The following is a 21,969-nucleotide window of genomic DNA, read 5'->3' on the forward strand; positions in this document are numbered from 1 at the left end:
GACTTGCTCTGCCCAAGCTCGTTTCTTTGTTCGTTATAGCCTAGTATGGCCTTTAGGCTTGAATATAAACACCGATTTGCTTAGACCCGAGATCCACGGATTCTCCGAGCTTTTCATCGTCTGTATAAGCCACATCGGTTAAAAGCACATTATCGCGGAGGACTTGTTCAAAGGAAGTAATCGCCGACTTCAGCTCCTCATCTACACGCAGCGTCAGATGAACCCGCTTTTCGATCGGCAGATCCAGCTTCTTGCGGGTATCCTGCACCGCGCGGACAACCTCGCGTACCCAGCCCTCTTGTTCAAGCTCAGGCGTAATATCCGTATTCAGGGCTACGGTTATACCATATCCCGATGCCGAGGCAAATCCGGATTTCGCCTGCTTCTCCACAAGCAGCTCCTCTGCAGTGATGCTTAGCTCCTCCCCTTCAGGAGAAGTCACATTGAAGCCGCCCTTTTCCACGATGGCACGTGTCTGCGCAGCTTCCAGCTCTTTGAGGTAGCCCTGAAGGAAGCCGATATTTTTCCCGTACTTTTTGCCGGCAACCTTCAAATTCATCTTGAGCGTGAAATCAACAAATCCGCTGTCACTATGCTCGATCTCGATCGCCTTGACATTGATCTCGTCCTTGATGATCTCTTCATAATCAGCTACTGCATAATCACGATCCATCGATACGATCAGCGCCGATAACGGCTGGCGTGTCTTGATGCCGGTCTCGTTACGAACATTCCGCGCCAGCTCCACAATTTGACGCGCGCTTTCCATATCCGCTTCCAGAGCCGCATCAATCAGCGCCTCGTCGGCAACCGGATAATCCGCCAGATGGACACTCTCGCCGCCTCCGAGATTCGTAAAGATATCCTCGGACAGCATCGGTGTGAATGGAGCCATCAGCTTCGATACGGTCAGCAGCACCTGAACAAGCGTCTGGTAAGCGGACAACTTATCCTCGCCTAGTCCGCTGCCCCAGAAACGGTCGCGGGAACGACGAATGTACCAGTTGCTAAGCTCATCGATGAACGTCTCAATTGCCTTGGAAGTATTTACAAAGTCATTGACGGCAAGGCCCTTATCCACCAGCAAGATCAGGCTATTCAAGCGAGACAGAATCCAGCGGTCCAGCTTGTTCGAGGAAGGGCGATACGAATGCTCTTCCGGATTATAGCCATCGATTCCGGCGTATAACGTGAGGAATGCGTGCGTATTCACCAGGGTATCGACAACCTTGGATTTGGCTTCAGCCACGATCCCCTTGGAGAAGCGCTTGGTACTCCATGGCGCACTGTCCGACAAGATAGCCCAGCGGAACGCATCGGTTCCAAATTCATTGATGATCTCCCACGGATCAATCACGTTGCCCTTGGATTTGGACATCTTCTGTCCGTTCTCGTCCAGGATGTGGCCGGTTGCAATAACCGCTTTATAAGGAGTCTTGCCTGTATACAAGGTGGACACCGCCAGCAGGCTGTAGAACCAGCCGCGGGTCTGGTCGATGCCTTCACAGATCATATCGGCAGGGAATTGCTCCTCAAATACCTCCTTGTTCTCGAACGGGTAATGATGCTGGGCGAATGGCATCGAACCGCTGTCGAACCACACGTCGATGACTTCGCTGGTCCGCTCCATGACGCCCCCCTCACAATGCGGGCAAGCTACCTTTACTTCGTCAACATACGGCTTGTGCAGCTCTAGATTCTCGCTAACCTCATGAGCCGCATGAGCGCGAAGCTCCTCCAGGCTATGCGGAGCGAATTGTCCTCCGCAGTCCGGGCATACCCAGACATTAAGCGGCGTCCCCCAATAACGGTTCCGGCTGATATTCCAATCCACCAGTTCCTCAAGGAATTTGCCGAAGCGTCCTTCCCGCACATGGCCCGGATACCAGGTCACGGAATTATTATTTGCAATCAATTGATCCTTCACAGCCGTCGTCTCAATGAACCAGCTGTCCATGGCGTAATAGAGCAGCGGGGATTTACAGCGCCAGCAGAACGGATAGCTATGCTCATACTTTTCTTTGCTGTACAAGAGACCACGCTCAGACAGGTTCTTCACGATATCAAGATCACAGTCCTTAACGAACCGTCCGGCAAAATCACTTACCGTATCCTGATAGCGCCCTTGGTTGTTCACCACGCTCACATAGCTGATGCCATTCTCACGGCAGGTACGATAGTCGTCCTCGCCATGTGCCGGCGCCATATGGACGATCCCTGTACCGCTTGCATCGGTAACAAAGGATGCGCCGACGATCACATTAATTTTATCAGCCTGTACATAGCTAAATGGCGGAGTGTAGGTTTTGCCGACAAGCTCGGCTCCCTGAAGTGTGGATTCGATGGAGTAGTCGCCCTTCATGACCTTCTCCACCAAATTACGGGCGACAATATATACCCCATCCTCCTGCTTCACTCTTGCATATTCCATGTCCGGATTCACGGCAAGAGCAACGTGGGCCGGCAGCGTCCAAGGCGTGGTTGTCCAGGCCAGTACATATTCACCGCTGTCATTCAATTTGAACTTGGCTGTAGCACTCAGATCCTTTACATCCTCATAACCTTGCGCAACCTCATGCGAACTAAGAGAGGTCTGGCAGCAAGGGCAATAAGGGCTTACCCGATGGCCCTTATACAACAGTCCCTTCTCATGAATGGTCGCCAGAATGTTCCATACACTTTCGATATAATTATTTTCAAGGGTGATGTAAGGGTGATCCAGATCGGTCCAATAGGCGATAGCCTCTGTGAATTCACGCCATTGCTTCTCGTAGCCGAATACACTGTCCTTACACTTCTTGATAAATGCTTCCACACCATACTTCTCGATCTCTTGCTTGCCCGAAATACCAAGCACCTTCTCTACGCCCAGCTCAACCGGCAGCCCATGCGTATCCCAGCCAGCCTTGCGCACAACCCTGTAACCCTTCATCGTCTGATAGCGGCCGACGAAATCCTTGATTACACGGCCCAGCACGTGACCGATATGCGGCATGCCGTTCGCAGTAGGAGGACCTTCAAAGAACACATAATTCGGTCGTCCTTCCCGGTTCTCGATACTTCTCTTGAAAGTATCCTCAGCATTCCATTTATCCAGGATCCGCATGTCTCTGGCTCGTGCTTTTTCCCTTACATCGACCTTTTTCATTTCATTTCAGCTTCCCTTCTTCAATTTGCATGACTGCTGTCTTAGAAACAACAAAAAAAGCCCCGCCCCGAAAGGGACGAGACTCTGCTCGCGTTACCACCCTTGTTCCACGTGATCCTGCATTCCGGCAATTCTAAGCTGCCGGGAGGTACGTGACACTCTGATCCCATACGCATCATATGGGGCCGGTATAACGGCCGACAGCCGGTATGACTTACTCCTCCTGCCAAGCAGGTCGTTTCAGCCAGACTTCTCCGGGATGATCTTCCGTCAGCGCCTTGAACATTGGCTTTCAGCAATCGCCAACTCTCTGAGGAACAAAAGGCTGCGTACTCTTTCCCATCATCGAATCCATATCAACTTTTGATCACGATGTAATTCATGATGATAATTCGACATCGAATCTTGAATTCAGCCGTGCCTTCCGTTGCTCACGTGGGTTTTGCCCACGCTCCGCTACTCAGTCCCTAGCTTCATTCAACCTTCTCGGTGCTGAAAAGCTGATCTTTGAACACTTATCGTAATTATAAATTTATTTATAACGCATTCGCTCTATAAATGTCAACCGGGCAAGCAACTAGTACAGTTCCTTTACCTCACGTTGACGCTCAACATCCTCGTTCCGCTCACGGCCGCTGTCTAGCGAGTCCCAGCCATCCTGACTGAGCAGATCGAGTTGGGCTTCAACCAATGTCCGGAAACGGGCGCGGTAAATTGAAGCCTGCTTCTTGAGCTCTTCCACCTCAAGCGCAATTTTGCGGGACTTGGACAACGACTCGTTGACGATTCGGTCTGCGTTCTTCTCCGCTTCCTTCACGATCAGCTGCGCTTCCTTCTTCGCGTTATTCTTCACTTCGTCAGCCGCTTCTTGCGCGACGATAATCGTCTTGCTAAGGGTTTCCTCTATATTGGAGAAATGATCCAGCTTCTCCTGAAGGGTCAGCAGTTGATTGTGCAGCTCCTTATTCTCTCGGATCACAATCTCGTAATCTTTAATGACCTGGTCAAGAAATTCGTTAACCTCATCCTCATCATAACCGCGAATGCGTCTAGAAAACTCCTTGTTATGTATATCCAGCGGTGTCAATGGCATGATCCGCACCTCCTATAAAGTAGTCTATTTCGACAGAAACAGAAAATTTCCTGCAAACGGATCAGATAAATTTGCCGATCTTTACTCTAAGTCTGCCCTTTTTGGTGATGCCTTCGCATTCCAAAACCTTGAAGCGGCCGAAGCCTTGAAGCGCGACGATATCCCCTGCCTTAAGCGCCGTGGAGGGATCCTCCTCCGTTCGAAAGTTAACCCTGCAGCGCCCTGCCTTGATCGGTACGAGCACCTTGCTGCGGCTTAGCCGGAACACGTCGCTTGCAATCCCGTCTAAACGTAAAGAAGCCACTGTCAAGTCTAGCGGCTCAAGGGCAGCTTCTGTCGTCTTCAATGCATTCAATTCAAGGATCTCTGTCATTACGTTTACACGGTGCACCTGATGAAGACTCATCGTGAGAAAAGGAGCAATCTCCTCGGCAACAACGATATGACAACCGTCTTCCCGTACATGGATATCCCCGATTTTTTCACGCTTCAACCCAATCCCGAGCACGGCTCCAAGGTAATCTCCATGCTGCAGCGATGAGAGCCGCTGATCATCTGAGGTAATATCCAGTACCTTCATGCGCATCGGCTCGCTGGATACGTCACGGTAGTCGGGAGCGATCAAGGCGCGTCTTCGTTCCGCTCCCTCATAGCCGCCGTCCAAACACAAGGCGGCATCGGGATGCCGGTTAACCAGTGTTTGCAATATAAAGCCTTGCCGCGGATCCAGAAAATCAGTGAGCTTGACCTCATGATAATCCCCGGCATTCACCACCCATTCCCAAGCCTTGTCCACAAAGGGACGTTCCTCCGGTTTGAAATGATCATAGATGTCATGTCGCATGGTAAGCTCTCACCTTAAAAAACAAATTCCAGGACAGCGATCAGACCAAAGGCTGCCAGACGAAGGACGAAAATCGCCACGATCGGCGAGAAGTCAATCATCCCCATCAGCGGCGGAATAAAGCGCCGGAACGGCGACAAATACGGCTCAACCAGCTTCCCGAGCCACTCGCCAATAAAGCTCTCACGAGCATTAGGCAGCCAGGACATCAGAATATAAATCAAAATCATGTAAAAATAAATCTGATATAGCATCATTACAGTATTATAGATCCCCAAGCTGTCCTCACCTCATTTTGTTGTAATCGGAATCCTCGGTCAGTATTTCCGTAATCGATCCTTGAATCTCCACCGTATCCGGTGTGCAGAGGAAAATATTGCCCCCAATTTTTGAAATACTTCCACTGAGCGCATAAATTGTTCCGCTAAGGAAATCGATAATTCGCATCGCCTGATCATTGCGGACACGCTGCAGATTTACGACCACACTTCGATGAGAACGCAGATGGTCCGCAATTTCCTGGGCCTCGTCATAAGAACGCGGCTCATACAGAATGACCTTGACATTTTTTTGCGAGTGAATGCTGACTACGTTGCTTCCCTTTTGGTTTTTACGATTTTCAAAGCTAGGGGTTTCAAATTCCGGCTGTTCCTGTACCGAAAATTGTTCACGCTCTACGACTTCTTCCTCTTCCTGCAGCCCCAAAAAGTTCATAAACCGGTTCATAACTCCCATTAGATCTGTTCCCCTCCCACTAAAAGAGTTCCAAGGCGAACCCAAGTCGCCCCTTCTTCCACTGCTACTTCAAAATCACCCGACATACCCATAGACAGCTCAGTCAGCGGCTTGCCATATACATTAGTTGCGTTAAGCTTGTCCCTGAGCTCTCGAAGCCCGCGGAAGACAGGACGCGTCTCCTCCGGATCGTCACAGTCCGGCGCCATCGTCATAAGCCCGATAACCGATACGTGCTGCAGCTTCGCAGCCTCTCTCAAGAAGCTCTCCGCTTCCTCGGGCGCAATGCCCTGCTTGGAAGCCTCTCCGGATACATTCACCTGCAGGAATGCCTTGACTTCAGTGCTGGCAGCAGTTGCCCGCTTCTCCAGCTCCTCAGCCAGCGACCATCGGTCAAGTGAATGAATATATTGAAATTTACCTATGATGTCCTTCACTTTTCTGCTCTGAAGGTGGCCGATAAAATGCCATACCCCCTGCCCTTCAAGGGCTTCCCATTTCGGCACTGCGACTCCCGGCCGGTTCTCCCCTATATCGGAGATACCGGACTCTAGGATCTGACGGGTCATATCCACAGACACGTACTTGGTGACTGCGACAATTCCCACCTCTTCCGGTAGTCTTCCACTGCGTGCGCAGGCCGCCGCGATCCGTTCCCTTACATGCTGTATTCGCTGTTCCAATGCCAAGAAAGGATCACCTCTCCTTCAACCCAATCCAGCTTGCCATTCTTCCGGTTACCCCCTGATGCTTACGATAAGAGAAGAACGCGTCGTCATGGCAGCTTGTACACCAACTTGTACATTCGATATTCATCGGCAATATTCCTGCTTTTATCATAATAATTCGATTCAATTCTTTCAAGTTCAGCATGCTTCGGCCTTCTGTCTCAGAAGGAGCCGCAACAGCTTCAAGTGCGCCATCCTGTTCATCAAGATGCGCCATGGCTTCCCGGACGCGCCCCATCACGGCTTCGTCCACCTCATAACAGCACCCTCCGATACTCGGCCCGATCGCTGCTCTGATCTCGCTTCTGAGGCTCCCGTACTCCTGTTCCATCACCCGGACGACCTCCTCGGCGATCAAGCCAACCGTCCCCTTCCAGCCTGCATGGGCCAATCCAACCACCTTTTTAACCGGATCCATAAAGTAAAGCGGCACGCAATCGGCATAGAATGAAGTTAAGAGAATTCCCGGTACATCTGTAACAAGACCATCCGTTGCTTGAAAAGCGTTCTCCCGCTGCCGCAAGCCTCTTCCCTTATCCTCTGCCCTTACACAAGCAACGCGTATTCCATGCACCTGCTCCCCGCAAGTCCAGGCATCCTGCGCGAACCCAAGCGCTGCTGTCAGCCTGCTTCGATTCTCCAGTACATCGTCCGGTTTGTCTCCGACGTGAAGGGCCAGATTGAAGCTGTTGTAAGGAGCGCTGCTTACTCCGCCGCCCCGTCCTGTAAAGCCGGCACGGACAAGAGGCAGCTGTGATTCCCAAGCTTTCAAGCCGTACAGTTCAGGTGCTCCTTCACTAGCATTCCTTACAAACGGTTCCATCATCCATCTCTCCTTACCGCGCATCACAAATAAGACATATATAATTACACAGTGTACCATAACTCGGCCCCGGCTGCGCCCCGGACTAAAGTCCGGGTGCCGCTGCCGTCAGCTTCTCCGCTCGGTCCGGCCATCCCGATCGATGTATACCGTAGTCTCATAATTAGCCGGACGGTCACGCGCCTCTTCCATTTTCACCAGGACGACGTCCGATCCGATCTTGACGATATTTTTCCAAGGAATGATCAGATCTCCGCCATTACCGAACAGCCCCAGAAACCGACCGCCGGCAGGAACCACAATGGCCTCAATGACTCCTTGGCGAAGATCAAGCTCCAAGTCGCTGATTTGGCCCAGCCGTCTGCCGTCTACCACATTAATGACATCCTTCGTCTGGAAATCGGAAATTTTCATGCTTGCTCTGACGATATTGTCCATTTATTCATGCCCCCCGCCCATTTGCTATTCCCTATACTATATGTCCGTCGCTTTAAAAACATAAGCACATAAAAAACCGTCCGGATCATCTCCGAACGGTAAAATTTGCTTTAAGGGCACACATGGGACTTAAGATTTGACATGCTTCTGCATCTGCAGAATAGCGGATTTCTCCAGCCTGGATACCTGGGCCTGCGATATGCCGATCTCATCGGCAACCTCCATCTGGGTTTTGCCTTCAAAGAATCGCATCGAGAGAATCATTTTCTCCCGCCTTCCCAGTCTTTGCATCGCTTCACGAAGCGCGATCTCCTCGATCCAGGACACATCCTTGTTCTTGTCATCACTGATCTGATCCATCACATAGATCGGGTCGCCTCCATCATGATAGATCGGCTCAAACAGGGAAACAGGATCCTGAATCGCATCCAATGCGAAGACGACATCCTCCTTCGGCAAGCCCAGCGCTTCGGAAATCTCAAATATCGTCGGTTCTCGTGAATTTTGATTTGTCAGGCTGTCCCGCATCTGAAGCGCCTTATAAGCGATATCTCGCAAGCTGCGGGAGACGCGGATCGGATTATTATCTCGAAGATAGCGGCGAATCTCTCCGATGATCATGGGAACCGCGTAGGTTGAAAATTTGACGTTCTGCGACAAATCAAAATTATCGATAGCTTTCATGAGTCCGATGCAGCCCACCTGGAACAGGTCGTCCACATACTCTCCCCGATTATTGAACCGCTGGATGACACTCAGTACGAGTCTGAGGTTGCCATTTACTAACTTTTCTCTGGCTGATCTTACGTGGTCTTGCTGCAGCGAATGGAACAGTTCACGCATTTCCGCATTGGTTAGAACCGGCAATTTAGCGGTATCGACACCGCAAATCTCGACTTTATTTCGGGTCATCAAGTCTACCTCCCAAGGAGAAACATTAATGATCATTATCTCCCGGGCCTGTATTTTTATTCCTGAAATTCTGTCGAAGCCTGCTTCGGCATCTACACCATTTTGTTAAATTCCTTACGCAGCCGCTTAATAATCCGCTTCTCAAGACGTGAAATATAGGACTGGGAAATTCCCAGCAGATCAGCCACATCCTTCTGCGTCTTCTCATCCCCATCCACAAGGCCGAACCGCAGCTCCATGATGAGCCGTTCTCTCTCACTCAGCTTATCGAGCGCCTTGTGCAGCAGCTTGCGGTCCACCTGTTCCTCGATATTACGATAAATCGTATCATTTTCAGTCCCCAACACATCGGACAGCAGCAGCTCATTCCCATCCCAGTCGATATTGAGCGGCTCGTCAAAAGAAACCTCGGTGCGTATTTTACTGTTCCGTCGCAGGTACATGAGAATTTCGTTTTCAATACAGCGGGAAGCATAGGTTGCCAGCTTGATTTTTTTCTCCGGATCGAAGGTATTTACCGCTTTGATCAGACCGATGGTTCCGATCGACACCAGGTCTTCAATGTTAATGCCCGTATTCTCAAATTTTCTGGCTATGTAGACAACCAGGCGCAGATTCCGCTCTATGAGCATCGCCCGGATGGCGGTATCTCCTGAAGGCAAGCGTTGCAGCAAATACTCTTCCTCTTCGCGTGTAAGCGGCGGCGGAAGAGCCTCGCTTCCCCCGATATAATAGATTTCGTCGCTCTTAAGTCCGAAAAGAAACAACAGTCTGTAATATTGCAGTTGCAGCATCAGCTTCCATTTTACACGCATGATCTTGTATCCTCCCCTATTCCAATCCCAGCCTGCTGTTCATGTTCTTCCATCAGTGCGGGATGAATGATTGCCCTGTAGCTTCCTTCCGAGGACAGCGTTCCCCCATCCAGCCCCACAAGCACTCTAGTTGTTAAATAGCTCTTGTTCTCCAGCGTCACCGTCACCTTGTCGGGTTTCAGGGCCAGCATAAACTGAGAGCCTCTGTTCACACCCCTGTAAGGAATTAATCTCAGCCGATCCCGCCATGGGAAGGCTTCGTCCTCCGTCCATTGAAGAATAAGGTTGTCCGCAGACAATCCGCTATTCTGCGCCGCCTGGCTGAAGCTTTGCGGCATATAGGGCTGCCATAGCGACATTTCAGTGACCATAACCGGCAAGCGGCTCAGCGGATCCCGGAGCTGATTACCCGTGTCAATCAAACCTGTGCATGAAATCCTGGTCTGTCCAAGCTCAATCAGAACCTCCGCATAGTAAGAGGATAGATTCTCCTGCCTGCGGCGCCCGGCCACTACCATCCTGAACCAGAGCAGCACGAGGGTAAAGACAACGAGGGTGAACAACGTCCCAATCTCCAGCGAGAAGCCCATGCCTCCGGTTGCGGTGTACCAAATTCCATTCCAGAGCTCGCCTGAGCTCTGCAGCAAATAATGGATGCCCAAAATCCCTCCGGCTGCGGCAAAATTGACAATATAGAAGGCGCCAAGATTGCGAATGTAGCTCTGCAAACTAACAAATCCGAAGGCAATCCACAGCATCACTACGGAAAATAAAAACTTTACCAAAAACGTGAACAAAAAGGATAATGCGGGCATAAACATCATTACAACATAGGATGCGCCGACCCCTGCCGAAGGCAGCAGTCTCCAAATGACCACCTTTCGCTTTCTGAACCATGCGGTAAGCAGCAGCAAACAGCCGTCAATAGCAAAATTCATTAGAAAGATCAGATCAAGATAAACGACCAAGCTCTATCACCCGCTCTGAATCTGCCCGTTTCTGAATCTAGTGATGCTGACCTTTGTGCAGATGGTTATCAGTATAAAGAGTTCGATATGTAAAGTCTGTCTAAAATTGAAGACAGGAACACACTAGTTTTGTCGATTGCAGGAAATATAACAATTGAACTAGTTATTGAACGTTGCAGGGCAGCCGTGTGAAATGATCTTACGATCGCTGTTGTTCGCGGATTTCTATAATTGGAATAAGTTCTCACAAGGGAGAAATCCTCTCTCAAAGGCGAACGCTCCCGAGCATATGCTTCCGAAGCAGCTTTCTTACAGAAAGCTTCTACTTCAGATCATTTCACACTCTTGCCTAGCTTCGTTGCCGTCTTAGTATTTTGTAGGGTATTTCGTACAAAGAGCGATCTCTTCAAGGTCATGTCGAGTGTTTTATACGAAAAACCATATAACTTTTCGATTTAAGGATGCTCTGCCATTCTTTTTGTACGATTTTTCGCCCAACACGCTATGAATGTAGTAAATTAGAGAACAATTTGTACGAAAATTCGTACAAATATCTTCTTCTTTCATTAGGGCTTCGAGTCAAAGGATCCTAGACCCCTATGAAGGCTATCTGAAAGGAAGCTGCTCCGAAAGTATATGATATGTGTTCATCTGTGTATGCTGGTCAGTCTGTCGTTCTGGTGAGGATGTGCGGGGAAGTCAGCGGGAGAGTGGAGGTTTTCTGAAGAAGCGGAGTGCCCGCCTTTGCGAGTGGATAACTTTCCTTAATTGAGTTCAATCAAAGATATCCGCGAAGCAACAGCGGCCGCAAGGACAGTTCTACTCTCAGTTCTACTCTCAGTTCTACTCTCAGTTCCATTCGCAGTGCTATCAAGAGCATCTTCCTCAGTGAGCACCAATGCAACAGAAAAGAGGACCGCCCCGCCGGATCCAAGATCCTCTGGGACAGTCCTCTTCGGGGAAGACGTTATTTAGTAATTAGCTATTCATTATTACGGCGGTTACGAAGAAAGGTTGGGATGTCCAATTGATCGCTGCTCGTCTGATTTCCAAACGGACGCAACGTGGACGACGTACTGCGGGAATCAGCTTGCTCAGTAGCAGCAGGACCTGTGCCTGCACTGGTTGCCGGCTTGCGGCTAGGCATCGTATTTGCTTTATGCTCAAAGCCCGTCGCGATCACAGTCACCTTGATTTCTTCCTTCATTTCCTCATCGATAATCGCACCGAAGATCATGTTCACTTCCGGATCGGAAGCGGAAATAACGATCTCAGCAGCCTCATTCACTTCATAAAGCGACAGGTTGGCCCCGCCGGTAATATTCATAATAACGCCGCGTGCTCCCTCGATGGAGGTCTCCAGCAGCGGACTCATGATCGCTTTGCGGGCCGCTTCAGCAGCACGGTTCTCGCCGGTAGCAAGACCGATACCCATGAGTGCGGATCCGCGCTCGGTCATAATCGTCTTCACGTCGGCAAAGTCGAGGTTGATCAGACCCGGTACAGCAATCAGGTCAGAGATACCTTGAACCGCCTGGCGCAAGACATTATCAGCTTCCCGGAACGCTTCCAGCATTGGAGTCTTCTTATCCACAATCTCCAACAACCGGTCATTCGGGATAACGATCAGCGTATCAACCTTTTCTTTCAGCCCCTCGATTCCCAATTCGGCTTGCGAGGAACGCTTACGTCCTTCAAAGGTAAACGGACGGGTCACAACCCCGACCGTCAAAGCGCCGCATTCTCTGGCAATCTCTGCAATGACAGGAGCAGCGCCGGTTCCTGTACCCCCGCCCATGCCTGCCGTTACGAATACCATGTCCGCTCCCTTGAGCGTGTTGGCAATCAGATCGCGGGATTCTTCAGCCGCCTTCTTGCCGACCTCAGGATTAGCTCCTGCGCCTAGTCCGCGGGTCAGCTTGTCCCCGATTTGAAGCTTATGCTCGGACTTGGCCAAATGCAGTGCCTGGGCATCCGTATTCACTGTGATGAATTCCACGCCCTGAACACCGTTCTCGATCATCCGGTTTACGGCATTGCTACCGCCGCCGCCAACACCGATGACTTTTATTTGAGCCAAGCTTTCCATTTCAAAATCAAATTCCAACATACTCTTCCATCTCCCCCTCATTGTGCCTGGATGGCTCGTTCCTCGTGCTGATTCAAATGATATAACTATATGAATTCGCTAAATAATTTCTTAAGGCGCTCCATAACGCCCGGTTTACCGGCGGTTTCCTGATTCGCTGCCGGCTTTGGCCGGTTCGCAGATTTCTTGGCTCCCGAATTGCGGACACGTATATTCTTGATGACCTTATACAAAATGCCCACGCCGCTTGTAAATCCAGGATCACGTACCCCGATGTAATCGGGAACTGCGATTCTTACGGATGCGGCCAGTTCCTCCTGCGCAATCTTCAGAAGCCCCGGCATCGACACGGTACCTCCCGTAAGAATATACCCTCCAGGCAGCTCACTGTAACCAAGACGCTTGACTTCTTGTCCAATCAATTGAAAAATCTCTTGAACGCGCGGCTCGGCAATCGCTGCCAAATCCTCTTGGGTAAACTCCTTATCAACATTGCTGCCGATACGAGTTACTTTAAATGTGACATCCGAAGCAGCATCAGCGATCGAAGCGCAGCCGTATTTCAGCTTAACCTTCTCCGCCTGATCTGTTAAAGTACGCAGCCCGTACGCGATGTCGTTCGTTATAAATTCCCCCCCGATCGGAAGCGTGGATGTCGCAAGAATGGCTCCGTTCTCAAATGCTGCAATCGTCGTAGAGCCGGCCCCGATATCCACCAGGATGGCACCCATACTCTTTTCGTCCTTTGACAAGGCAAGCTGCCCTGATCCCAGCGATAGAAGCACGAGATCGCGAACCTTCAGCCCCGACTTTTCCACACAGCGAAGCAGATTATGTATGGCTGTCTTGGCACCGGTCACGATGGTGGCTTCCACCTCCAACCGAACTCCGATCATTCCCCGCGGATCCTGAATTCCCTCTAATCCGTCAACGATATACTGCTTGGCGACTACATCAATAATTTCGCGTTCTGGTGGAAGTGCAATTACCTCCGCCGCCTTCAGAACGCGCTCAATATCCTCTTCACCGATTTCCCGGTCCTGATTCTGTACGGCTACAACTCCGTGGCTCGTTTGGAGTCCGATATGATTTCCCGATATACCGACGTATACTTCAGATATTTGAATACCCACCATACGCTCAGCATGGTCCACAGCACTGCGAATGGACTGGACTGTCTGGTCAATATCTACAATCGCACCTTTGCGAATTCCTTCCGAGTCGGCAGATCCAACCCCAATAATATTAAAGGCTCCATTACTAATTTCACCGATAATAGCACGAACTTTGGATGTACCGATGTCCAAACTAACAATGATGTCATTGTTGCTCAAGCCCTGGCACCTCCTATTTCCCTTTAAAAATTATGATCATATTGAAAACATACACTCTACTTATTCAACGCGGATGATTCTTTCCCTCTTTTTTCTACATTTTTTTTAGTTCCAAATTTTACTGGTAGGAGCGTAAAAAAACGCAGATAGGAAACTAGCCCATAAAATGTATTTTATCATTGTTTTTCAGTCATGAGTAGTATCATTTTCATCCCCGTTCTCTACTTCCATCGCATCGAAGGGAACATAAGTGTCCGCCTCCAAAAGTGTGAGCAAACCCGGGTCTTGGGAATCCATGATCATCCCCATGTATTCCGCTTTATCCTGCAGAACAGATATGGAAGAAATCACTTCAAAGCCTGAACGTGTATACATCTTGATACGATCGGGATAAGAGACCGTTGGCGACGGTATGATCTCTGAAATGTCCAGTAATAAGGCATCCGGAATATTTGCGAGCTTCATGCAAAGCTTTGGCAAATACGGATCCTTGTCATCCCATCCCGTCAGAATCGGCTTATCCATCAAGATGGACCCGTTCGTCTGCGGTACCTTCGTCCCATTGGCCAGAAGGCCGTTGACCTCGCCGGCATCCGTGAATTCATAGGCGACAACCGGATGCTCCTTCACCAAGATATGGAGCTTGCCAGGGAAAGACTTGTCCACGGTCACCGCCTCGATGGAAGGCACCTCAGCTAATCTCCCTTCTATTTTCCCGTTGCTTGTCCCAAAATAGGGATCGCCCATCTGCACGCCTGCAATCTCCAGAAGTTCCTCATTGGAGTGATACATATTGCCTTCAAACGTAATCTCCGAGATTTTACTGAGCGAAGAACGGAAAAATAAAACGCAGAGCAGCACCAGAACCAATACAAATAAAATCACAGCTACTTTGCGGCCGCCCTTTTTCTTGGGAGGAATCGGATTCTTCAATACAGGCACATTCGCTTTATGCATATCTATTCTCCGTCAAATGCTAAATTTGCCCTGGTTCCCCTCCGGGGAGGGGTCCCTCAGGCATGTGCTCAAGCCAGATCCAGCTTCATAGCCGGCGTCTGACGATGCATCTTACCGCCTAGCCGTTGAAACATCAGCTCGATCCGATCATAGCCGCGATCGATATGATGAATCTGTTCCACCACAGTCTTTCCTTGCGCGGCCAAGCCGGCAATGACGAGAGCCGCTCCGGCTCGTAAATCCGTAGCCTCCACCGTGGCTCCGTACAATCTGGGAACGCCCCGAATGAATGCTGCATTCAAATCCACCGAGATATCTGCGCCCATGCGGACAAGCTCGTCGACATGCTTGAATCTTCCTTCGAACACGGTCTCCTTCATCAGGGTCATCCCATCGGCTAACGAGAGCAGAACCATGATTTGCGACTGGAGGTCGGTAGGAAAGGACGGATATGGGGACGTAACGATCCGGTCAACTGCCTTGGGCCTCCCGCTACTGCTTACGGTAATTATATCATCGCAGATCCCGATTTGAACACCGGCACGGCGCAGGACATGAATCAGTGAGGTAAGGTGGACCGGATTGGCATGTGTGAGCCGAATCGTTCCCCGGGTAGCAGCCGCAGCAATCATCACCGTTCCCGCGACTATTCGGTCCGGAATAATCTCATACTCGCAAGGAGTAAGTTTGTCGACTCCCCGAATCGTTATCGTATCCGTGCCCGCGCCTATGATACTGGCTCCGAGTTCATTCAGGAAACGCTGCAGATCCTGAATTTCCGGCTCCCGCGCCGCATTGGTAATCACGGTTGTCCCTTCAGCCGTTGCAGCAGCCATCATAATATTCTCGGTGGCGCCCACACTCGGGAAGTCCAGATGGATATCGCAGCCCTTCAATCTGGAAGCTCTGCACCAAAGCTGATTGTCCTGCTCTTCAATCACGGCACCCAGCGCAGACAGCCCCTTCAGATGCAGATCGATCTTGCGTTCACCTATGGCGCAACCGCCCGGCTGATAGATGCACACCTCACCGAATCTGGCAAGCAGCGGGCCCATCAGAAAAATAGAGGAACGCATCAGCTTCATCAACTGCTCCGGAACATGACTGGAGTCAGCCCCTGAAGTGTCCACAGTCACAAGATCATCTCGCTGCACAGCTATACAGCCTAATGCATTCAATATCTCCAGCATCACTTCAATATCCAACAGACGGGGAACATTGCGCAGCTGGATCTTGCCTTCCGTCAACAAGGTAGCCGCCAGAATCGGCAGGGCAGCATTTTTCGCTCCATGGATACGTATGGATCCTGATAGGGGTTGCCCGCCTTCAATCACCAATTTGTCCAATGTATCACCTCCGAGTTTAACGTTCGCCCACGAAGAATACCTCCGGTACCAATACAATGTCGTATTCAGACAAAATGGTAGCCTTAATGATCTCCATGAGCTCAAGAACGTTCTCTGCTGTCGCTTGCCCGGTATTGACGATGAAATTGGCGTGCAGCGTAGAAACCTCGGCTCCACCTACGCTTCGTCCCTTCAAGCCTGCGGATTCGATCAGCCTTGCGGCATAGTCGCCCGGAGGATTGCGGAATACGCTCCCTGCACAAGGCTGCTGCAGCGGCTGGGTCTTTCTGCGGCGGTCTTTATAGGTGGCCATGGCAGCCGCGATCTCAAGTCGGTCGCCTTCGCTCAGCACGAAACGGGCTTCTGCAACAATACCGCGTTGGTCATGCAGGAGGGAGTGACGATACCTGAAATCCATATCCTCGCTTGTGTAAGTAACCAATTCACCTGTCTCCAAAACAATATCAGCAGATTTGAATATACGTGACACATCGGACCCATGTGCGCCGGCATTCATGTACACAGCTCCGCCCACCGTTCCGGGAACACCTGCAGCGAATTCCAGACCGGTCAGGCCTTGTTTGCCTGCCATTATGCTCAGTCTGACAAAGGAGGCTCCTCCACCGGCTGTAACCGCGCTGCCGTCGAACCGGATATCCTCGAATCCTTTGCCAAGACGAATGACAGCGCCGCGGATTCCTTTGTCCGATACAAGCATGTTGGAGCCCTTGCCGATTGTCATCCAGGGAATTTGTTCCTCCCGAAGCTGGCGGATCAGAGAGAGAAGCTGAGCTTTCGTGTCAGGTACGATCATCGCATCCGCCGGTCCGCCGATCTTCCAGGTCGTATACTTGGACATCGGCTCGTTCGGCAAGATTGCCCCGACCTCTTGTTCTGATAGTTTCGAAATCCACTGCTGCATCGCAAATCCCTCCTGTTGATGTTACCGGTACCGCGCCGGCGCTAAAAATCCATGCAAGCGTCAGGGTGTCACGAATTATACGGTATCTTATGCCCAGGGGCACAGGAGTGTGACACCAGCCCAAATCGCTGGCTGGACAGACTTATTTATGCTTGCTCGTACTTGCCAGTCGTTGCAATTCGGAAACCAGCAGCTGTGCAGAATCAGGCTTGCCCAGCCCCTTCGAAGCTGCAGACATCCCCGTATGACGCTCCGGGCTCTGCATAATGTCCTGAATCGACCGGAACAGTCTCTGTCCGCTGAGCTCCGGCTCCAAAATAACACTTGCGGCACCCGCTTTTTCCAGCATTCTCGCATTTTTCTCTTGATGGTTATTGGTAACGTTCGGGGACGGGATCAGGATCGAAGGCAATCCCAAGGAAGTGATCTCCGCCAAAAAGGAAGCTCCCGCCCGGTTCACAATCAGAGAGGTGGCTGCCAGCACCTCCGGCATATTATGGACGTAAGGCAACACCTTCAAATTGCCGGGCAGCTGTCCCAGCTTGCCGGCAATCGCTTCCCGGGTCGAATCATAATAGCTCTCTCCGGTGACATAAACAAAAGAAAGATGGCCCAGCTTCGGCAGCTCCGAAGCCATTTCGACCATCGCCTCATTAATTGCCTTCGCTCCGCGGCTGCCGCCAACCACAAGAACGATCCTGCTGTCATCAGGTAAACCCAGGCTTTTATAGCCCATCCGCTTATCCGCAGTATGTACAACGGTTGCCCGCGGATTTCCTGTATAAATGACCCGTCCGGCCCCGGAAAAAGCAGACTCCGAGCCTTCGAAGCTTACTGCGACGGTAGAAACGTATTTGCTAAGAAACTTGTTGGTTAATCCGGGAACGGCATTCTGTTCATGAATGACAGTTGGAATGCCCAGCTTGGCTGCCGCATACACCACCGGTCCGCAGACATACCCGCCTGTTCCAACCACGACGTCAGGCTTGAATTCCTTTAGCATCTGCTTGGAACTGCGGACCCCTTTCAAGAAACGCATCACGGTCTTGACATTGTCCACCGACAACTTCCGTCGGAACCCGGTAATATCGATTGCCCGGAAGGGCAATCCTGATTTGGGAACGATAGAGCTTTCCAGCCCCCGTTGTCCACCTATATATAGAAATTCTGAAGCGGAATCCTCCGCTGCGCATTGGGCGGCTACTGCAAGAGCGGGATAAATGTGTCCCCCCGTGCCTCCGCCGCTAAGAACGACGCGCATAATCTCACCTCGCATAACGGGATAAATTAAGTAAAATGCCGAGTGCAGTCAGCATCAGGGTCAGAGAGGAGCCCCCATAGCTGATCAGCGGCAGCGTAATTCCGGTAACAGGCATGAGACCGATAACGACGCCTATGTTGATAACAACCTGAACTCCCACCATACCAACGATCCCTACCGCAAGCAAGCTGCCGAACATATCATCGACCGTCATGGCGACCCTCATGCCTCTCCATATTAATATCAAGAAGAGCATCAGGACAAGCAGACCGCCGATAAAGCCCAGTTCTTCAGCCAAAATAGAGAAGATAAAATCCGTCTGCGGCTCCGGCACATAGCTGTATTTCTGCCGGCTCATGCCAAGCCCCAATCCAGCCAGCCCTCCAGGACCAATCGCATAGAGCGATTGTATGATCTGGTAACCTGCTCCGAGCGGGTCGGACCAAGGGTCAAGGAACGCTGTAATTCGCTGCAGCCGGTAAGGGGCCGCCAAGATAAGCCCGACAAAACCGGCAGCCCCCACCGCGGCAAGCCCTGCCAGGTGCCGAATCTTTGCGCCGGCCGTAAAGACGATCAACAGCGAAGCGCCAAGCATCACGGTCCCGGTGCCGAGATCGGGCTGAAGCATAATCAAGCCGAAGGCTAGTCCGATGACGCCAAGCGGCGGCAACAGGCCCTTCGTAAATTGAGTGATTCTGTAGTCTTCTTTACTTAGCCAATAGGACAGGAACAGAATCATGCCCAGCTTCATGAACTCCGAAGGCTGGATGCCAAAGGAGCTGATTCCTAACCAGCTTCGGGCTCCTCCGCGGACGACCCCGATTCCCGGAATCAGCACGATCACCAGCAGAGCGAAGCAAACGAGAAGCAAGGGCTTGGCATATTTTTTCAGTACCCGATAATCCAGATTCATCGTAAAGAACATCGCAATCAAGCCTAGCACTGCAAACAATAACTGACGCTTGACAAAGTAGAATGAATCGCCGTAATCATGGAACGCGAGCACCGAGCCCGCACTATACACCATTACAATCCCTATTGTCAGTAAACCGAGTATGCTGGCCAGTAACCAGAAATCCGGTGCCGAGCGGCCCTTGACCATCGTGGATGCCACCTTTTCACATGAAGTAGGGGCTTTTCCACCCCCCTACTTAAAGGGTATGCACCGCCTCTTTAAAAATGCGTCCACGCTCTTCATAGGAAGAGAACATGTCCCAGCTGGCGCAGGCAGGCGAGAGCAGCACGATATCTCCCTCCTCAGCCAGCCCGGCGGCCTGATGAAGCGCAGTGCGAAGCGTGTTGGCGGCACTGTCTTCATTATCGACCAACACCACTTTTGCTAGACCGGCCAACTCTGCAACCTGACCTATTTTCTCTCTGGTCTGCCCGAGGGCCACGACAGCCTTCACCTTATTTTGGAGGGCAGGGAGCAGCTCCATATAATCGGATCCGCGGTCCAGTCCCCCGGCGATCAGGACAATCGGTCCGGACAGCGCATTTAACGCCGTCACCGTAGCCTTCGAATTGGTCGCCTTTGAATTGTTATAGTAAGTGATGCCAGACTTATGGGCTACGAATTCCAATCGATGCTCTACGCCCCGGAATGTCCGTAGCGGTTCAATCAGAGCAGCCGGAGCCGCCCCTGCTGCTACAGACGCGGCGATTGCCGCCAGGGCATTCCCTATGTTGAATCTTCCGGGCAGCATAAGCTCGCTCACATCCATGATGGAATGCTCCGTGCCGTCCTCATCCCGGTAGATGATAGACCTGCTAAGTCCGTCATCTCCTTCTGATACATAGGACGGGCGTACGAATGCTCCCGGAACCGTAAGCTCCTCCGTGAGCGAAAAGGGAAGGAGCCGCGCCTTCAGATACGGGACCAGCTGCCGGCAAACCGGATCATCCCAATTGATGACCGCTGTATCCTCCGCCCTCTGGTTCGCAAATAGCTTGGACTTCGAGGTGATGTAATCCTCCATCGTTCCGTGATAGTCGAGATGCGTCTCTGCCACATTCAGCAGCACGGCAACTGCAGGCCGAAATGCTTCAGTTCCTTTTAGCTGGAAGCTGCTAAGCTCAACGACCAGACAATCGTCAGGCTTGGCAGACTCGGCAGCGGCGCAGAGCGGTGTACCGATATTTCCGGCTACGATGGGCTTCATTCCCGCTGCAGCCAGCATTTCTCCGATCCAGGTGGTCGTTGTCGTCTTCCCGTTGGAGCCGGTAATCCCGATGATGGGAGCCGCGGTCAAATAGTAGGCGACCTCAACCTCAGTTACAACCTCAATTCCAAGCTCAAGGGCTCGAACCACTGGAGGCGCACTGTACGGAATCCCCGGATTTTTTACCAACAGCTTCACCTCAGGATGGATCAGGCCATCCGGATGTCCGCCGCATACAACAGAAATGCCCAAAGCTTCCAGCTCGGATGCTTCGGGACTCTCTTCTCTCGCCTTTTTATCATTCACAGTAACAATCGCCCCATATTGATGCAGGGTCTTTGCAACCTGTACGCCGCTCTTCGCTAAACCGAGGACGACAACCTGCCGCCCGCGGTAATCCTCTGGATGATTCATTCCTACAACCCCTTGTTCAAGTAAAGTCCAATGCAAGCCAGCAAGAGGCCGACCGCCCAGAAGGTCACTACGACCCGCCACTCTGACCAACCTGATAATTCAAAATGGTGATGGATCGGGCTCATTTTAAATACCCGTTTGCCTCGGGTCTTGAAGGAAACGACCTGAATCACGACCGAGAGCATTTCTATGACGAAGACGCCGCCAATGATCAGGAAGAGCAGTTCGCTCTTCGTCACGATGGCAATCGCTCCGATGGCTCCGCCGATCCCCAGCGAGCCCGTATCGCCCATAAACACCTTCGCCGGATGCGCATTGAACACTAGAAAGCCGAGCACGGCTCCAATCATGGCTGCGGCGCACACGGCTGCAGGCAATGAGGTAGCCTGCATTGCAATAACAGCATAGGCCCCAAGCGCAATGGCACTCACGCCCGACAGCAAGCCATCCAGACCATCTGTAAAATTAACCGCATTGCTGATTGCCAGCAGCATCACAACAATAAACGGATAATAGAACCAGGGACCCCAGTCAAACGAAATCCCTGTTCCCGGAATGCCAATGGCCGTGCTGTGTCCCTCGGACAACAGCAGCGCGCAGAGTATCCCCGAAAACAGCAGCTGCCCGAACAGCTTCTGCCGAGCAGTCAACCCGAGTGATCGCTTGAATACAATTTTGATATAATCATCCAGAAAGCCGACCAGGCCGAACCCCAATGTAGCAATCAGGAGGACGTAAAAATCCGTATTTACAACTGAAAATTTCAGAAATGCCAGGGTAAACGCCAAAATAATGACGATCCCGCCCATTGTAGGCGTTCCCGCCTTCTTCTGATGACTTTGCGGACCTTCTCCGCGGATTTGCTGGCCAAATTTGAGCCTCCGAAGGAGCGGGATCAGCAAAGGGGCTGAGATGACCGCTAAGATAAACGATACACCGATTGTTAGCAAGATAAGTCCAAAATCCATGGGATCACCCCC

The 21,969-nt window shown here is 51.3% G+C and carries 20 protein-coding genes and 1 other annotated feature; all 20 genes read right to left on the reverse strand.

Annotated features, from left to right (window positions below):
* Positions 1-52: 52 nt before the first annotated feature.
* The 20 genes from ileS to mraY all read right to left on the reverse strand — a co-directional run bounded on the left by ileS (position 53) and on the right by mraY (position 21,957).
* Positions 53-3,148, reverse strand: a complete 3,096-nt coding sequence (gene ileS, locus TX85_RS11655) for an isoleucine--tRNA ligase (RefSeq protein WP_044479263.1) — start codon at positions 3,146-3,148, stop codon at positions 53-55.
* 69 nt (positions 3,149-3,217) lie between these two features.
* Positions 3,218-3,503 (reverse strand) — a binding site (T-box leader).
* Positions 3,504-3,725: 222 nt separating this feature from the next.
* Positions 3,726-4,241: a DivIVA domain-containing protein gene (locus tag TX85_RS11660; RefSeq protein ID WP_044479264.1), complete on the reverse strand. Its 516-nt coding sequence runs from the start codon at positions 4,239-4,241 to the stop codon at positions 3,726-3,728.
* Positions 4,242-4,302: 61 nt separating this feature from the next.
* Positions 4,303-5,085, reverse strand: coding sequence for a YlmH family RNA-binding protein (locus TX85_RS11665; protein WP_044479265.1), 783 nt, complete (start codon positions 5,083-5,085; stop codon positions 4,303-4,305).
* A 14-nt stretch (positions 5,086-5,099) separates the two neighbouring features.
* A complete protein-coding gene (locus tag TX85_RS11670; RefSeq protein ID WP_044480020.1) occupies positions 5,100-5,342 on the reverse strand; it encodes a YggT family protein in 243 nt (80 codons plus the stop codon).
* 28 nt (positions 5,343-5,370) lie between these two features.
* Positions 5,371-5,820: a cell division protein SepF gene (locus tag TX85_RS11675; protein ID WP_044479266.1), complete on the reverse strand. Its 450-nt coding sequence runs from the start codon at positions 5,818-5,820 to the stop codon at positions 5,371-5,373.
* Positions 5,820-6,509 carry a YggS family pyridoxal phosphate-dependent enzyme gene (locus TX85_RS11680; RefSeq protein WP_044479267.1) on the reverse strand — a complete coding sequence of 230 codons (690 nt, stop codon included), beginning with the start codon at positions 6,507-6,509 and terminating at the stop codon, positions 5,820-5,822. Before TX85_RS11680 ends, TX85_RS11675 begins: the two co-directional genes overlap by 1 nt.
* Before the next feature lie 7 nt (positions 6,510-6,516).
* Complete coding sequence (gene pgeF / locus TX85_RS11685; RefSeq protein WP_044479268.1) at positions 6,517-7,371, reverse strand: peptidoglycan editing factor PgeF; 855 nt, start codon at positions 7,369-7,371, stop codon at positions 6,517-6,519.
* Positions 7,372-7,479: 108 nt separating this feature from the next.
* Positions 7,480-7,809 carry a YlmC/YmxH family sporulation protein gene (locus tag TX85_RS11690; RefSeq protein WP_044479269.1) on the reverse strand — a complete coding sequence of 110 codons (330 nt, stop codon included), beginning with the start codon at positions 7,807-7,809 and terminating at the stop codon, positions 7,480-7,482.
* A 129-nt stretch (positions 7,810-7,938) separates the two neighbouring features.
* Positions 7,939-8,721 carry an RNA polymerase sporulation sigma factor SigG gene (gene sigG / locus TX85_RS11695; protein WP_044479270.1) on the reverse strand — a complete coding sequence of 261 codons (783 nt, stop codon included), beginning with the start codon at positions 8,719-8,721 and terminating at the stop codon, positions 7,939-7,941.
* Positions 8,722-8,813: 92 nt separating this feature from the next.
* The gene (gene sigE, locus TX85_RS11700; protein ID WP_044479271.1) at positions 8,814-9,536 is read right to left on the reverse strand and encodes an RNA polymerase sporulation sigma factor SigE; all 723 of its coding nucleotides are present in this window, start codon (positions 9,534-9,536) and stop codon (positions 8,814-8,816) included.
* The gene (gene spoIIGA / locus TX85_RS11705; protein ID WP_044479272.1) at positions 9,527-10,504 is read right to left on the reverse strand and encodes a sigma-E processing peptidase SpoIIGA; all 978 of its coding nucleotides are present in this window, start codon (positions 10,502-10,504) and stop codon (positions 9,527-9,529) included. The genes sigE and spoIIGA overlap by 10 nt, the downstream gene beginning before the upstream one ends.
* 982 nt (positions 10,505-11,486) lie before the next feature.
* Entirely contained in the window at positions 11,487-12,614 is a 1,128-nt protein-coding gene (gene ftsZ, locus TX85_RS11710; RefSeq protein ID WP_044479273.1) for a cell division protein FtsZ, read from the reverse strand.
* 65 nt (positions 12,615-12,679) lie between these two features.
* A complete protein-coding gene (ftsA, locus tag TX85_RS11715; RefSeq protein WP_044479274.1) occupies positions 12,680-13,927 on the reverse strand; it encodes a cell division protein FtsA in 1,248 nt (415 codons plus the stop codon).
* A 186-nt stretch (positions 13,928-14,113) separates the two neighbouring features.
* A complete protein-coding gene (locus TX85_RS11720) occupies positions 14,114-14,884 on the reverse strand; it encodes a cell division protein FtsQ/DivIB (protein ID WP_044479275.1) in 771 nt (256 codons plus the stop codon).
* Positions 14,885-14,952: 68 nt separating this feature from the next.
* Complete coding sequence (gene murA, locus TX85_RS11725) at positions 14,953-16,230, reverse strand: UDP-N-acetylglucosamine 1-carboxyvinyltransferase (protein WP_044479276.1); 1,278 nt, start codon at positions 16,228-16,230, stop codon at positions 14,953-14,955.
* Between the two features lie 16 nt (positions 16,231-16,246).
* Positions 16,247-17,152, reverse strand: coding sequence for a UDP-N-acetylmuramate dehydrogenase (murB, locus tag TX85_RS11730; protein ID WP_044479277.1), 906 nt, complete (start codon positions 17,150-17,152; stop codon positions 16,247-16,249).
* A 142-nt stretch (positions 17,153-17,294) separates the two neighbouring features.
* Positions 17,295-18,413, reverse strand: a complete 1,119-nt coding sequence (murG, locus tag TX85_RS11735; protein WP_044479278.1) for an undecaprenyldiphospho-muramoylpentapeptide beta-N-acetylglucosaminyltransferase — start codon at positions 18,411-18,413, stop codon at positions 17,295-17,297.
* A 4-nt stretch (positions 18,414-18,417) separates the two neighbouring features.
* Positions 18,418-19,515, reverse strand: a complete 1,098-nt coding sequence (gene spoVE, locus TX85_RS11740; protein WP_044479279.1) for a stage V sporulation protein E — start codon at positions 19,513-19,515, stop codon at positions 18,418-18,420.
* Positions 19,516-19,564: 49 nt separating this feature from the next.
* A complete protein-coding gene (gene murD, locus TX85_RS11745; RefSeq protein ID WP_044479280.1) occupies positions 19,565-20,989 on the reverse strand; it encodes a UDP-N-acetylmuramoyl-L-alanine--D-glutamate ligase in 1,425 nt (474 codons plus the stop codon).
* Between the two features lie 2 nt (positions 20,990-20,991).
* Complete coding sequence (gene mraY, locus TX85_RS11750) at positions 20,992-21,957, reverse strand: phospho-N-acetylmuramoyl-pentapeptide-transferase (RefSeq protein WP_044479281.1); 966 nt, start codon at positions 21,955-21,957, stop codon at positions 20,992-20,994.
* Positions 21,958-21,969: the final 12 nt, after the last annotated feature.

Origin of the sequence: Paenibacillus antibioticophila (assembly GCF_000455265.1) — a bacterium.
Lineage (GTDB): Bacteria > Bacillota > Bacilli > Paenibacillales > Paenibacillaceae > Fontibacillus > Fontibacillus antibioticophila.

What these genes read in the sequence shown, in the direction of transcription:
- ileS (WP_044479263.1), bottom strand. Translation starts at nt 3,148, where the DNA reads ATGAAAAAGGTCGATGTAAGGGAAAAAGCACGAGCCAGAGACATGCGG.
- TX85_RS11660 (WP_044479264.1), bottom strand. Translation starts at nt 4,241, where the DNA reads ATGCCATTGACACCGCTGGATATACATAACAAGGAGTTTTCTAGACGC.
- TX85_RS11665 (WP_044479265.1), bottom strand. Translation starts at nt 5,085, where the DNA reads ATGCGACATGACATCTATGATCATTTCAAACCGGAGGAACGTCCCTTT.
- TX85_RS11670 (WP_044480020.1), bottom strand. Translation starts at nt 5,342, where the DNA reads ATGATGCTATATCAGATTTATTTTTACATGATTTTGATTTATATTCTG.
- TX85_RS11675 (WP_044479266.1), bottom strand. Translation starts at nt 5,820, where the DNA reads ATGGGAGTTATGAACCGGTTTATGAACTTTTTGGGGCTGCAGGAAGAG.
- pgeF (WP_044479268.1), bottom strand. Translation starts at nt 7,371, where the DNA reads ATGGAACCGTTTGTAAGGAATGCTAGTGAAGGAGCACCTGAACTGTAC.
- TX85_RS11690 (WP_044479269.1), bottom strand. Translation starts at nt 7,809, where the DNA reads ATGGACAATATCGTCAGAGCAAGCATGAAAATTTCCGATTTCCAGACG.
- sigG (WP_044479270.1), bottom strand. Translation starts at nt 8,721, where the DNA reads ATGACCCGAAATAAAGTCGAGATTTGCGGTGTCGATACCGCTAAATTG.
- sigE (WP_044479271.1), bottom strand. Translation starts at nt 9,536, where the DNA reads ATGCGTGTAAAATGGAAGCTGATGCTGCAACTGCAATATTACAGACTG.
- ftsZ (WP_044479273.1), bottom strand. Translation starts at nt 12,614, where the DNA reads ATGTTGGAATTTGATTTTGAAATGGAAAGCTTGGCTCAAATAAAAGTC.
- TX85_RS11720 (WP_044479275.1), bottom strand. Translation starts at nt 14,884, where the DNA reads ATGCATAAAGCGAATGTGCCTGTATTGAAGAATCCGATTCCTCCCAAG.
- murB (WP_044479277.1), bottom strand. Translation starts at nt 17,152, where the DNA reads ATGCAGCAGTGGATTTCGAAACTATCAGAACAAGAGGTCGGGGCAATC.
- murG (WP_044479278.1), bottom strand. Translation starts at nt 18,413, where the DNA reads ATGCGCGTCGTTCTTAGCGGCGGAGGCACGGGGGGACACATTTATCCC.
- spoVE (WP_044479279.1), bottom strand. Translation starts at nt 19,515, where the DNA reads ATGGTCAAGGGCCGCTCGGCACCGGATTTCTGGTTACTGGCCAGCATA.
- murD (WP_044479280.1), bottom strand. Translation starts at nt 20,989, where the DNA reads ATGAATCATCCAGAGGATTACCGCGGGCGGCAGGTTGTCGTCCTCGGT.
- mraY (WP_044479281.1), bottom strand. Translation starts at nt 21,957, where the DNA reads ATGGATTTTGGACTTATCTTGCTAACAATCGGTGTATCGTTTATCTTA.